Consider the following 13182-nt stretch of genomic DNA (forward strand, 5'->3'; position numbering starts at 1 on the left):
GCCCCGATGGAGCGCGCAATCGATGGGTGTCTCGACTTCGCTCCACACGAACGGGATTAAAGGACGGTGTTAGAAGGCGAACAGCCAGATGAAGAGGATGTTCACCGCGAGCAACGGCAGCGCGGTGCCGACCTGCGCCTTGATCACGCCATAGGGGTTTTTGAGTTCGAGCAAGGCGGCGGGGACGAGGTTGAAGTTCGCTGCCATCGGGGTCATCAGCGTGCCGCAGAAGCCCGCGAGCATGCCGATCGCCGCGACCACTGCGGGATCGCCGCCATATTGTTTGATGAGCAGCGGCATGCCGATCGCGGCGAGCATCACGGGGAAGGCCGCGAAGGCGTTGCCCATCACGATCGTGAACAGCGCCATGCCGAGCCCGAAGGCGAGCACGGCGCCGAACAGGCTGCCCTGCGGGATCGCGGTGCCGATAAGATCGCCGACGACTTCGCCCACGTCGGCGAGCGCGAAGACGGCGCCGAGGCTGGCGAGCATCTGCGGCAGGATCGCCGCCCAGCCGACGGCGTCGAGCAGGCGGCGGCCCTGCTGGAGTGGGAGCAAAGGCGGGGGTTTGAGGCGCGCCATGCCGACACCAAGCGCGATCAGCACGCCGAGCGCGAGCGAGATGAGCGTCGCCTGCTTGGGATCGGCGAGGCCGGGAATCCATTTGAACAGGAAGGTGCCCGCGAGCGCGACCGCAGGGATGATCAGCGCGACGAGGAGCAGGAAGGGGCCGTGTTTTGCGGCGCGTTCAGCTTGCACGTCGGGCGCGACGTCGCCTCCGGGGGCGCGGCCGATCTGGCCGGTGCCCGCGATGGCGACGAGCGCGAGGACGAGGCAGCCGTTGCCGAAGTCGCCGAGATAATCCCCGGCGAGCATCGAGAGTGCGAGCAGGCCCCAGAAGGCGGCGTTGCCGAAGCGTTTGGGGTTGCCGCGGTCGGCGAGGCCGAGGACGGCGAACAACGCGAAGGTGAGCCCCGTGAGGACATAGACGAAGCCGAGCGTGATCATGCGCCGACCGCCTTCTTCGTCATGCGCTGTTCGAGGCGGCGGAGGCGGAAGCCGTGGATCAGGAAGGCGGCGATCGCGGTCGGGATCGCCCAGAGCGAGAAGTGCAAGGGCTCGATCTGGTAGCCATAGCCGTCGAGCACGCCCTTCATCAGCAGGATCGAACCGATGGCGAGAAAGATATCCTCGCCGAAGAAGAGACCGACATTGTCTGTCGCGGCGGCGAAGGCTTTGACCTCTTCGCGCTGGTCGTCGGTGAGCGCGTCATTCTTTGCCTCGGCCGCGGCTTCGGCCATCGGGGCGACGAGCGGGCGGACGGTCTGGGGATGCCCCGCGACCGAGGTCAGCCCGACCGCCGCCATCGCCTGGCGGAGCAGCAGGTAGGAGGTGAGCAGGCGCCCGAGCGTCGCGCCCTTCATGCGGCCGATCAAGGTGCGGGCATGCTGTTGCAAGCCGTAAGCTTCAAGCAGGCCGATGACGGGGAGGACGATCCAGACGATGCTGACATAGCGCGTGTCGTTGAACGCCTTGCCGAAGGCGGCGACGATCGCGGTGAGGTCGAGCCCCGCAGCGAGCCCGGTCGCGAGCGCCGAGGCCATGATCACGAGCAAAGGATTGAAGCGGAGCAGGAAGCCCGCGATGATGATGAGGATACCGATCAGGACGAGCATCTATTTCCCTCCCCCTTGATGGGGGAGGCAGCGAGACTTGGCTGCTTGCTGCCTGGTCGCAGCGGTGGGGGTGTGGTTTTGGCCCGGGATGGTGGTGCGGGGACGCGCCTTCACCCTCATCCAACTTCGCCTAATCGCTGCGCGATAAGGCTGCGTATCCTTCTCCCATCGAGGGAGAAGGAGGGTTTGCGCCGCTGCCATCAAGTCTCATCCCCCTCGGCTTTCCCATAGCCCCCGCCGCCGGGCGTTTCGATCACGAAGGCGTCGCCCGCCGCGAGCTCGGCGCTGCCGGTGGCGCCCAGCATTTCGACCCGTCCGTCCGCGCGCTCGACCCAGTTGCGGCCGGGGGCGGCATCCTCGCCGCCCGCGAGGCCCGCAGGAGGTATCTTGCGGCGGTTGGCGAGGATGTTCGCGGTCATGGGTTCGCGGAAGCGGATGCGGCGGGTGGCGCCGTCGCCGCCCGACCAGCGGCCCGTGCCGCCCGAGCCTTTGCGTATCGAGAACTCCTCGACGATCACGGGGAAGCGCGTTTCCATGACTTCGGGGTCGGTCATGCGGCTGTTGGTCATATGCGTCTGGATCACGCTGGTGCCGTCGAAGCCGGGGCCGGCGCCCGAGCCACCGGCGATCGTTTCATAATATTGGTGCGCGTCGTTCCCGAAGGTGAAATTGTTCATCGTCCCCTGCGCGGGGGCCATCGCGCCGAAGGCGGCGAACAGCGCGTCGGTGATGACCTGGCTGGTCTCGACATTGCCCGCGACGACGGCGGCGGGATAGGTCGGGGACAGCATCGAATCGGGCGGGACGATCAGGGTGACGGGGGCGAGGCAGCCCTCGTTCATCGGGATCGGGTCGTCGAGCATCGTGCGCAGGACATAGAGGACGGCGGCGCGGACGACGGGGAGTGGGGCGTTGAAATTGTCGGGGAGGGTGGCGCTGGAGCCGGTGAAGTCGATGGTGACGTGGCGCGCCGCGCAGTCGACTTTCACGGCGACGACGACCTCGGCGCCATTGTCCATTGCATAGCGGAACTGGCCGTCGTCGAGGCGCGCGATGAGCTGGCGCACCGCGGCTTCGGCCTGGCGCTGGCCGTGCGCCATATAGGCGGCGACGGTGGCGGCGCCGTGCGCGGCGCTGAGGTCGGCGAGCGCGCTGGCGCCGCGCTGGCACGCCGCGACCTGCGCCTTCAGGTCGGCGATGTTGAGCGCGGGATTGCGCGCGGGCCACGCGCCGTCGTTCAGGTGCGCGCGGACCGGGTCGTCGCGGAAATGGCCGTCGCCCACGAGCAGGAAATTGTCGAAGAGGATGCCCTCTTCGTCGATGCTGCGACTGTCTGGCGGCATCGAACCCGGCGCGATGCCGCCAAGGTCGGCATGGTGGCCGCGCGCGGCGACGAAGAAGCTGGGGCTTTCTCCTTCCACAAAGACCGGCATGATGACGGTGATGTCGGGCAGGTGGGTGCCGCCGTCATAGGGCGCGTTGAGCGCATAGGCGTCGCCGCGCCGGATCCCGCGGCCGTCGCCGGTCCTCTGGCGCAGGATTGTGCGCACGCATTCGCCCATCGAGCCCAAGTGCACCGGCATGTGCGGCGCATTGGCGACGAGGCGGCCCGCGCCGTCGAAGATCGCGCAGGAGAAATCGAGCCGCTCGCGGATATTGATCGACGAGGCGCTGTGCTGGAGCGCGCCGCCCATTTCCTCGGCGATCGCCATGAACAGGCCGTTGAAGATTTCGAGGCGGATCGGGTCGGGGGAAACTTCTTCACCCCTCCCCTTCAGGGGAGGGGCCGGGGGTGGGGTCTCGCTGCCATGCGCAAGGCCAATGGACCGCACCCCTTCCCCCTCCCTTGAAGGGGAGGGGTTTTTTGTGAGCCGCAGCGTCCCTTCCTGCTCGACGGTCGCGGTCCAGCCCGGCTCGACCACCGTTGTCGAGAGCGCGTCGATGATGATCGCGGGCCCCGCGATGCTGCGGCCGGGGGCGAGGGTGCTGCGCTGGTGGAGCGCGACGTCGTGCGGCGCGCCGGCGAGCCAGGCGGTGACGGTTTCGGGTTCGGTTTCGGTGGTCGGTGCGGGCGGGGGCAGGGCCGCGGGGGCGTCGCCGGCTTCGGTCAGTTCGACGCGGATGCGATCGATGACGAGATTGGCGTGCGGGGCGTAGCCGAAGCGTTGGCGGAAGGCTGCGGCGAAGGCCTGCCGGACCTCTGTGGGCGGCGCGAGCGGCAGTTCGATCGCATTGTCGCTGTCGGCGAGACGGACGAAGAGCAATGTTTCGCGGGTTGTTTCGGCACCGCGAGACAGGTCGGCGCGGGCGTGTGCGGTGAGTTCGGTTTCGACCTTGTCGAGCGGTGCAGCGCACTCGTCGTCGAGTTTCAGCGCCAGCGTGCGCTCGCGGATCGCCGACGGGCGCGCGAGGCCCATGCCATAGGCCGAGAGCACCCCCGCGAGCGGATGGAGCAATATTTCGTCGATCCCGAGCGCGTCGGCGACGAGGCAGACATGCTGGCCCGCCGCGCCGCCGAAACCGACGAGGCTGTAGCCCTGTGTCACGTCATGGCCGCGCGCGATGGTGATGCGCTTGATCGCGTTTGCCATCTGCTGGACCGCGATGGTGAGCAGGCCCTCGGCGAGCGCTTCGGGGGTGATGTTTCCGACCTCGGCCGCCATTACGGCGAATTTTTGCACGACGATATCGCGGTCGAGCGGTTGGTCGCCGTTCGGGCCGAACAGCTTGGGAAAATGATTGGGCTGGATCTTGCCGAGCAGCACGTTGCAGTCGGTGACCGTGAGCGGCCCGCCGCGGCCATAGGCGGCGGGGCCGGGGTTGGCGCCCGCGCTTTCGGGGCCGACGAGCAGGCGCGCGCCGTCCCAGCGGCAGATCGAGCCGCCCCCTGCCGCCACCGTGTGGATGCGGAGCATCGGCGCGCGGATGCGCGTGCCCGCGACGATGGTTTCGTTATCGCGTTCGAGGCGGCCCGCATAATGGCTGACGTCGGTCGAGGTGCCGCCCATGTCGAAGCCGATCAGGCGCGTCTTGCCCAAGGGCGCGGCGCTGCCGACCATGCCGACGATGCCGCCAGCGGGGCCGGAGAGGATCGCGTCGCGGCCGTGGAAGGCCGATGCGGCGGCGAGGCCGCCCGAGCTTTTCATGAACTGCGGCTGGGCGTCTTCGCCGAGCTCTGCGACAAATTGCCGCACATAATGGTGAACGACGGGCGAGAGGTAGGCGTCGGCGAGCGTCGTGTCGCCGCGGCCGATAAGCTTGATCAGCGCACTGACGTCGTGGCTGGTCGAGATTTGGGTGAAGCCGACCTCGAGCGCGATTTCGGCGAGTCGCGCTTCGTGCGCGGGGTAGCGATAGCCGTGCATCAGCACGATCGCGATGCTGGTGAGGCCGCGGTCCCGGGCGGATTGCAGCGATGCGCGCGCCGCCGCTTCATCAAGCGCGATCAGGACGTCGCCGTCCGGACCGACGCGTTCGGCGATCTCCGCCACGTCGGCATGCGGCGGCGGGATGCGGTCGAGTTTGCGCGCGAAGAGGTCGGGCCGATCCTGATAGCCGATCGTCAGCGCGTCGCCGAAGCCGTGCGTGATCGCGAGCAGCGTCGGCTCGCCCTTGCGTTCGAGGAGTGCGTTGGTGGCGACGGTTGAGCCCATGCGGATCGTGAGCGCGGGCAACGGGCCGTTGCCCGCGCCGGTAAGGTCGCGGATCGCATTGACCGACGCGTCCCCGGCGCGCGCGGGGTCTTCGCTGAGATATTTCGTGGTGACGACGGCGCCGCCAGGGCTGCGCGCGACGACATCGGTGAAGGTGCCGCCGCGGTCGATCCAGATCTGCCAGCGGTCGTCAGTTTGTCGGGACATTGTCCGGCCAGCGAATGACGATGGTGAGGCAGTTGTCAACCGCAGCGCGCTGCCAACTGCCCTTCAGTTGCCGCTCGATCAGGGTGCGGATGAACTGGGTGCCGAAGCTTTCGGTGTCGATGTGCGGGGTTTCGGGCAGGCCGCTTTCGATCCAGCTGAGTTCGATATCCTCGCCGACGCGGCGCCAGTCGACCGTGAGGTCGCCCTTGTCGGCGAGCGCGCCATATTTGATGCTGTTGGTCACGAATTCGTGCACTGCGAGCGACAGCGCCTGCGCTCCCTCGTCGTCAAGGTGGACTTCGGGCCCCGCGATGCCGGCGAGTTGGTCGGCTGATACCCCCGCGAGTTCGAGCTCGCGGTGGACGATGCGGCGGAGTTCGACGCTATCCACGGCGCCGGTGACGAGCATCTGCTTGGCGTCGGACAGCGCGCGCATGCGGCCGTCGAACTTGGTTTCAAATTCTTCGAGGCTTGTCGATTCACGCAGCGTGATGCGCGCGAGCGCGCCGATGCGGGCGAAGGCGTTCTTCATGCGGTGCGCCATCTCGCCGATCATCAGCTCGCGGTCTTCGGCATGGCGCGCCTTTTGTGCCGCGAGCGCCTGGAAGGCGGTGAGCCGCCGCCGCTGGACGCGGTGAAGCTGGGTCGCGAGCAGCGCGAGCGCGACGCCGAATAGGAAGATGGCGAGGGGGCGGCCTAAGCGTTCGAAGAAGCGGCCGTAGGAAAGGCGCATCGTCCAGACCCGGTCGGCGACGCGCAATTTCTGTTCCTGCGCGTCCCAGCCCATCTTGCCCCTGGAAAAGACCAGCGGCGCCGACGGCCCTTCGCCGGCATAGACTTCGATCCCGTCGATGCCTTTGAGCTGTGATCCGAGCACCGCGGTCATCATGTCCTGCGTCCGAAATGGCGCATAGACGAAGGCTTCGATGGGGCGCGCACCGGGCGCGCTCGCAAGCGTTTCGGGGTTGGTCCCGGCGCTTGCGCGCGCGTACACGGGAAGATAGATCAAAAATCCTAGCTGCTTGGCCGCCTCGCCCCTCTCCTGCACCAGCTGGACGATGCCGCTCGCCGCCGGTTGCCCGGTTTGCCAGGCGCGGCGCATCGCCTCCCGCCGCACTGGCTCGCTGTACATATCGAACCCCAGCGCGGCGTCACGGCGGGGCGTATAGGGTTCGACAAACACGATCGCGAAGCCGATCGGCTGGTCGGTCGCGGGCCAGATTTTGATATCCTTGCCGTAATTTTCGCGGAGCTTGGCCTCGAGCGCGGCGGGGGTGGCGGCGCGCATCGCCGCGGCGATGCCGACGCCCTCCATGCCGGGCGCGCGGATCTGCGGCTGGAGCGCACCGAGATAGGCGCGGATGCCGGGGCCGCTCGCGTCGCTGTCGGACTGATAGAGCGCGCGAACCGCTTCGAGCACGGCGATATGGTCGCGCAGCCGGATATTGACCTGCGCCGCGACCTGCTCGGCCTGATCGGCCTCTTCGGACTGATTGTAGAGGAAGCTGCCGGCGGTGGCGGCTATCGTTGCGAGCAGAATGACCAGCCCGACGAACCGGACCAGCAGCGCCAGCAGCCGATCTGCCCAAGTTGAAGGGCGCATTGATACATCCTGCCTGATGGCTGCCGTGGCAGCGCCCCCCTCTGCCGCCCGATGTTTCATGGCGGGCAGCCGATAGCAAGCATATTTCGTGCCGATACGGCCACGCCCAGCGGGTTGCGATCCGCAACCTTTCGCCTATGCTGGTGCGAAATCAAGGGAGAATCAGGATGATTGTCTATGGCTCGCTGGTGTCGCCGTTCGTCCGGAAATTGCTGGGCTTTCTGGGCGAAAAAGGGATCGAGTTCGAGCTGAAGGGCGTCGGGATCGGCGATCCCGATCCGGGTTTCCGCGCCGCTTCGCCACTGGGCAAGATGCCCGCGATGGACGACGACGGCTTTCTGCTCGCCGATTCGAGCGCCATCATCCAATATGTCGAGGCGAAGCATCCCGAGCCGGCGCTGATCCCCGCCGACCCGCAGGAACGCGGCCGGGTGATCTGGTGGGAGGAATTCGGCGATACGGTGTTTGCGGCGTGCAGCGGCAAGATGTTCTTCAACCGCATCGTCGCGCCGAAATTCCTGGGGCGCGAGGGTGACCTTGCCGCCGCGGTGCAGGCCGAGGGTGAGGAATTGCCCAAGCTGCTCGCCTATCTGGAAAGCGCGATCCCGGCGTCGGGGTTTCTCGTCGGCGACCGGTTGACGCTTGCTGACCTGGCGGTCGCGTCGCCGTTGATGAACCTCCGTCATTGCGGGGCATGCATCGATCCCGCTGTGCATCCGAAAATTTCGGCGTGGAGCGAGGCCATCCTGTCGCGCCCGAGCATGGCGCCGTGGATTGCGAAGGAAGAGCGGCTGATCGCGCGGGTGCTGGCTAGCTAGAATTCGACGACGATCCGGACCCGGTCGGCGCCGATGCCGAGGTCGCGCGCGATCTGTTCGCGGCGGTAGTCGATCAGCGCCTGTATCTCCTGCACCCCATGCATTCCCTCCGGCGCGGCTTCGTCGATCACCGGTTCCACCGGATCGCCGTCGACGGTGGGCGCCGGGTCAATGGCGGGCGCCGCATCGATGGCGCTCTTGAGTTCGACGGCGCTCAGCGTGGCCGGCGATACAGGGCCTTCGAACTGGCAGCCGAAAAGCCGCCCGCTGGCCCAGATGACGACCGCGGTGATGTCGCCGGCGTGCGGAAGCTCGATTTCGATGCGGTCACCGGCGGCCAGCTTGACGTCGCTTTCAAGCAGCAGCCCGGTTCCCGAGATATTGTGGATCTGCACCTCGAGGCCGGTGCCGTCGTGCCGCAAACCCGAGGCGAGAAGGCTCAATTTCCGGCGCGCGTCGAAACGTTTTTCGCCGCCGGGCGCCGATGGCAGAAAATGTCCGTAAATAGGCATAAGCGGTTGTTGGTGTCTGCTGGTTAAAAGAAGGTTAGCGGACGCGCCAAAAGACGGCGCGTTGGCGCAAAAAAAACAAGGGTGTCCGCGGCGCAATTTGGTGGGGCGAGGTTAATCTATGTTGCAGGTGAGGCCACGGACCTTCGCTAATCATCGGCGCACTGACGCCAGACTCGCGACCCGGGATGGCGGAGGGGGTTCCTCTTGCGTAGCCATATTCAAGAGGACGGAAGGGTTCCGCCGCGAGGGGGAGCCCTTCTTGCCGTCGGTCGCCGGCGTGTCTGCTCGACTATGGGCGTTCGGCCATCCCCAGTTCGATCGTTCGGGTGATCCCGATCGCTTGCAGAAATGCCGCGTCGTGGCTGACGACGAGCAGCGCACCGTCATAGGCGGCGAGCCCGGTTTCGACGGCCGTGAGCGAATCGATATCGAGATGGTTGCCGGGCTCGTCGAGGATCAGCAGCTGGGGCGGCTCTGGCGCGCCGAGGACGCAGGCGAGACCGGCGCGGAGTATCTGGCCGCCGCTCAAGGTGCCGACGATCTGGTCGGCGGCATCGGCGCGGAAACGAAAGCGCGCGAGCGCGGCGCGGCACTGGTTGTTCGTCGTCCCGGGGTTTAGCGCGAGGAAATTGTCGGCGATCGAGCGCGCGGGATCGAGCAGGCCGAGGCGCTGGTCGAACAGCGCGAAGGCGACGCCGACACGGACGTCGCCTGCCCACGGCGCGAGCGTGCCCGCGATCAGCGCGAGCAGCGTCGATTTGCCCGAGCCATTGGGGCCCATGATCGCGACGCGTTCGGGCCCGGTGATGGTGAGCGACAGATTTTCGATCACAGGCCGGCCTTCGGCATAACCCGCGGTGAGATGATCGAGGGCCAGCACGGTCCGTGACGTCGGAAGACCGGCCGAAGGTAGGCCGACCGACAGGGGGGCGATGACCTCGATCTTCGCACGCGCGGCGGCGAGGCGCTCTTCGGCGTCGTCGCGCTGGCGTTCGGCGAGGCGGCTTCCGGCGGCGCGCGTTTCCTCGGCGCGACGTTTGAGGCCGCCGATGACGATCTTGGGCATGTCGCCGCGTGCTGCCTTGGCGCGCCCGCGCGAGTCGCGCCGGTCCTGCTTTTCGGTCGCCACCTGCGCCTGTCGCTGCGCCGCATCGGCGCGCTTTTCTGCGCCCGCAAGCTCGGCCTCGACCGCCGCCTGCTCGATTTGCTTGCGCGCACGATACGCGCCCCAGCCGCCGCCATAACGCGCTGCGCCGAGGCTGGTGAGTTCGACGATCGCGTCCATTTCCTCGAGCAGTTCGCGGTCATGGCTGACGACGATCGCGCCGCCGCGCCAGCGGGCGAGCAGATCGCGCACGGCTTCGCGGCCTTCGCGGTCGAGGTTGTTGGTGGGCTCGTCGAGCAAGAGGAAATCGGGCGCGGCGAACATCGCCCCGGCAAGCGCGGCGCGCGTGCGCTGGCCGCCCGAGAGCTGCGCGAGCGGCGTGTCGGCGGGAAGCGGCAGGCCGACCCCCGCGAGCGCCTCGTCGATCCGCGCTTCGAGCGTCCAGTCGGCATCGCCGATCTCTTGGGCGCTGGCTTCGCCAGCCTCCGCCTTGTGGAGCAGGGCGAGCGCGCCCCGCGCGCCGAACAGGTCGGCGATCGTCTGCTGCGGTGCGACCTGTACCGTCTGGCGCAGCATCGCAATGCTACCGTCGATTGCGATACTGCCCGATGCGGGCGCCAGCTCGCCGGTCAGCAGCCGCAGCAGCGTCGATTTGCCGACGCCGTTGCGCCCGACGATGCCGGCGCGTTCGGACTGGATATGGAGGTCGAGGTCCGAAAGGACCGGGCGGCCGTCAGGCGTCGACCAGTTGAGATTGGAGATTGTGATGGCGGGCATGGACATGGACTTTCCTGGCGGCAAGGCGGTGGGGCGTTGCGGGCAGGTATTGATCCATGGCGAAAGTCTCCGTTTGCCGGGCTGATGTAGAGGCTGCGGCCGCGGCACGCAAGCCAGACGCGATGCGACGGTTTGCCATTTGGAACCAAATAGGTTATTTTATATTGACATCGTAACGCTGATATGGCACAAGTGTCACATCATGAAGAATTGCGAGTCGGGCCGGTGCCTCTTCCGATGCGGAAGCGGTGATCCGGCCCGATTGCGTGTGGAGGTGATGCGTGGCGAGAGAACCGGACGATGAGATCGCGGCGAACCAGATGGGACCGGCGCAGCTGCGCAAGGCAAAGCCGCACGGTTGGACCAAGGCGCGGCGTGCGGCGTTCCTGACCGAACTTGCGCATAGCTGCAATGTTGGCCGCGCGCACAAGGCGGCCGGGATGGGGGAGCGCGGCGCATATGCCTTGCGCCGACGCGACGCCGAATTTGCGCGGCAATGGCAGGCGGCGCTGGAAATCGGATATGATCGGCTGGAGATGGCATTGTTGCGCCGCGCGCTCGAAGTGCTGGGCGAACTCGACCTCGATGAACGCACCGAACCCGTCGATAAGATGAGCGTCGCGCAGGCGATTGACATAATGAACCTGCACCGGCGGAGCGTTCAGCAGGGCCGCGCGCACCAGCGGCGGCTGTGCCATGTCGCGACGCAGGAAGAAACCGATGCGGTGCTGCTCAAGCGGATCGCGATGGTCGAGCGCCAACGCGCCCCGCGTGAAGCGCAACTCGACGACGAGGGGGGGAGCAACGCGGGATGATGGCGGACCCGAGCTTATTGCGTGCGCAGTCCGATGACATATTGACGCGCATCCTGAAAATGGACGAACGCGACCGGCGACGCGTGCTGCACGGGCTCAGCAAGTCTCAGACGGCCGAATTTACCAAAAGATGGTTCGGATTCGAGAATGACGGGCAGCGCGACCCGCCGGGCGACTGGCGGATATGGTTGATCCAGGCGGGCCGCGGCTTTGGTAAGACGCGAGCCGGCGCCGAATGGGTGAGCGATGTGGCGCGGCGGAACTCCGAGGCGCGGATCGCGCTCGTTGCGGCGACCATAGCCGATGGTCAGCGCGTGATGATCGAGGGTCCGAGCGGACTGATCGCGGTGGCTCGCGCCCATGAACCAGTGCGCTGGACCGCCTCCCGGCGCGAGCTGGCCTTTGCGAGCGGCGCGTCGGCAACCCTCTATTCGGCGGAAGCTGGCGAGGGATTGCGGGGACCCGAACATCATTTTGCGTGGTGCGACGAACTTGCCAAATGGCGGCGGGGTGACGCGGCCTGGGATAATTTGATGATGGGGATGCGGCTCGGCGATGCGCCGCGCGTGGTTGTGACAACGACCCCGCGCGTCAATGCGGCGATGTGCCGGGTGCTGGCGATCCCGGGGCTGGCGCGGACGCTGGGCCGGACCCGCGACAATCCGCATCTGCCGGGGGCGTTCGTTGCCGCGATGCTCGAAAGCTATGGCGGGACCCGGCTGGGACGGCAGGAGCTTGGCGGCGAAATGCTGGAAGATATCGAAGGCGCGCTGTGGACGCGCGCGCTGGTCGAGCGGTGCCGGATTGGCGCCGAAGAAATTGGGAAACGGGTGCGCGTCGTGATCGGCGTCGATCCGCCGGCGACGAGCACGGGCGATGCGTGCGGAATCGTCGTCGCTGCGCTGCTGCGCGACGGGCGGCTGGCGGTGGTCGAGGATGCGAGCGTCGAAAATCCGCCGCCCGCAGTGTGGGCGCAGGCGGTCGCCGCGGCCGCCGCGCGCTGGGGCGCCGACCGAATCGTCGCCGAGAGCAATATGGGGGGCGAAATGGTCGAGAATACGCTGCGCCAGGCCGACTGCACGCTGCCGGTGGTGCCGGTGCATGCGAGCGTCGGCAAGGCGCGGCGGGCGGAGCCGGTCGCGCTGGCATACGAGCGCGGGCGCGTGGTTCATGCGGGGGCGTTCGCCGCGCTGGAGGACGAGCTTTGCGGGTTGCAGGTCGGCGGCGGCTATGCGGGGCCGGGGCGGTCGCCCGACCGGGCCGATGCGTGCGTTTGGGCGCTGGCGGCTTTGCTGGAGGGGCAGAAGAGGGGGAAGGCGCCGGGGGTGCGGCGGGTTTGATCAGCGCCGAGATCGACTTTTGCGAAAGCTATTCCTCACAACGGCATAAATCGACACACCGGCCAACAGGAGAATCGGGAGGCCGATAAGGGGCGGGACAACAACCCAGCCGGGCCACAAGTCCGCGCCTATCGCGACCGAATTGCCAGGGTCTTGGGGATCGAAGCGAACCTGCAATGAGCTGCCAATGGGATGGGAGGTCACGAGCGGACAACCGCCTTCACCGCCCTCGTGCTGAATCCCGCCGGCTGAAAAGCGATACCGGAAACGGCAGGATCGGCCGAGGAACGATTGCGAGGATTCGGTGACTATGGCGCGCGCCATGACACCTCCATTCGACACTGTGACACGGCGGTCATGTTCGGCTGCTGCCAGATACCAGATGAGGCCAAGCGGGATTGCAGCCAGGAGCGTAAGAAAGGCCACTGCACCGATTCCGCGGAAGAGTTTGCGATAGGATCGGCGCCACATGGGCATGGACATATCAACTGCTCGCACGCCCTTCAATCGGGGTGGAGCGGGCGGCATGTAGTTCTATCGTCAACCCGGCTTGATCCGGGGGCCATGATTTCGGCGCTGCGGTGGATCCCGGATCAAGTCCGGGATGACGAAAGAGTGGAATAGGCAGGCCCCGGAGTCCGGGGTGACGAGCTTGGGTACAAGGCCTCGTTCGGGC

General features: G+C 67.1%; 10 protein-coding genes. 3 read left to right on the forward strand and 7 right to left on the reverse strand.

Annotated features, from left to right (window positions below; translation table 11 throughout):
- Nucleotides 1–69: 69 nt before the first annotated feature.
- The 4 genes from SKP52_RS02780 to SKP52_RS02795 form a co-directional block, all read right to left on the reverse strand.
- The gene (locus SKP52_RS02780; RefSeq protein ID WP_039571489.1) at nucleotides 70–1008 is read right to left on the reverse strand and encodes a DUF979 domain-containing protein; all 939 of its coding nucleotides are present in this window, start codon (nucleotides 1006–1008) and stop codon (nucleotides 70–72) included.
- Nucleotides 1005–1676: a DUF969 domain-containing protein gene (locus SKP52_RS02785; RefSeq protein ID WP_039571492.1), complete on the reverse strand. Its 672-nt coding sequence runs from the start codon at nucleotides 1674–1676 to the stop codon at nucleotides 1005–1007. The genes SKP52_RS02780 and SKP52_RS02785 overlap by 4 nt, the downstream gene beginning before the upstream one ends.
- Nucleotides 1677–1876: 200 nt before the next feature.
- Nucleotides 1877–5536, reverse strand: a complete 3660-nt coding sequence (locus SKP52_RS02790) for a hydantoinase B/oxoprolinase family protein (RefSeq protein ID WP_039571495.1) — start codon at nucleotides 5534–5536, stop codon at nucleotides 1877–1879.
- Nucleotides 5520–7139 carry a CHASE domain-containing protein gene (locus SKP52_RS02795; RefSeq protein ID WP_039571498.1) on the reverse strand — a complete coding sequence of 540 codons (1620 nt, stop codon included), beginning with the start codon at nucleotides 7137–7139 and terminating at the stop codon, nucleotides 5520–5522. The genes SKP52_RS02790 and SKP52_RS02795 overlap by 17 nt, the downstream gene beginning before the upstream one ends.
- 167 nt (nucleotides 7140–7306) lie before the next feature.
- Here SKP52_RS02795 and SKP52_RS02800 point away from each other — a divergent pair, with 167 nt between their 5' ends.
- Nucleotides 7307–7957: a glutathione S-transferase family protein gene (locus SKP52_RS02800; protein WP_039571502.1), complete on the forward strand. Its 651-nt coding sequence runs from the start codon at nucleotides 7307–7309 to the stop codon at nucleotides 7955–7957.
- On the opposite strand, the gene SKP52_RS02805 is transcribed toward SKP52_RS02800, so the two are convergent.
- The gene (locus tag SKP52_RS02805; RefSeq protein ID WP_267128035.1) at nucleotides 7954–8379 is read right to left on the reverse strand and encodes a PilZ domain-containing protein; all 426 of its coding nucleotides are present in this window, start codon (nucleotides 8377–8379) and stop codon (nucleotides 7954–7956) included. The genes SKP52_RS02800 and SKP52_RS02805 overlap by 4 nt on opposite strands.
- A 379-nt stretch (nucleotides 8380–8758) precedes the next feature.
- A complete protein-coding gene (locus SKP52_RS02810; protein WP_039571505.1) occupies nucleotides 8759–10351 on the reverse strand; it encodes an ABC-F family ATP-binding cassette domain-containing protein in 1593 nt (530 codons plus the stop codon).
- A gap of 281 nt (nucleotides 10352–10632) precedes the next feature.
- Between SKP52_RS02810 and SKP52_RS24490 the strand changes: the two genes are divergently transcribed.
- Both SKP52_RS24490 and SKP52_RS02820 read left to right on the forward strand, forming a co-directional pair.
- Nucleotides 10633–11166: a hypothetical protein gene (locus SKP52_RS24490; protein WP_148309015.1), complete on the forward strand. Its 534-nt coding sequence runs from the start codon at nucleotides 10633–10635 to the stop codon at nucleotides 11164–11166.
- A complete protein-coding gene (locus tag SKP52_RS02820) occupies nucleotides 11163–12506 on the forward strand; it encodes a DNA-packaging protein (protein WP_228383802.1) in 1344 nt (447 codons plus the stop codon). Before SKP52_RS24490 ends, SKP52_RS02820 begins: the two co-directional genes overlap by 4 nt.
- On the opposite strand, the gene SKP52_RS27430 is transcribed toward SKP52_RS02820, so the two are convergent.
- The gene (locus SKP52_RS27430) at nucleotides 12507–13034 is read right to left on the reverse strand and encodes a DUF3592 domain-containing protein (RefSeq protein ID WP_148309016.1); all 528 of its coding nucleotides are present in this window, start codon (nucleotides 13032–13034) and stop codon (nucleotides 12507–12509) included. It lies immediately after the preceding gene.
- Nucleotides 13035–13182: the final 148 nt, after the last annotated feature.

Origin of the sequence: Sphingopyxis fribergensis, from assembly GCF_000803645.1 — a bacterium.
In the GTDB taxonomy this organism is placed as follows: domain Bacteria; phylum Pseudomonadota; class Alphaproteobacteria; order Sphingomonadales; family Sphingomonadaceae; genus Sphingopyxis; species Sphingopyxis fribergensis.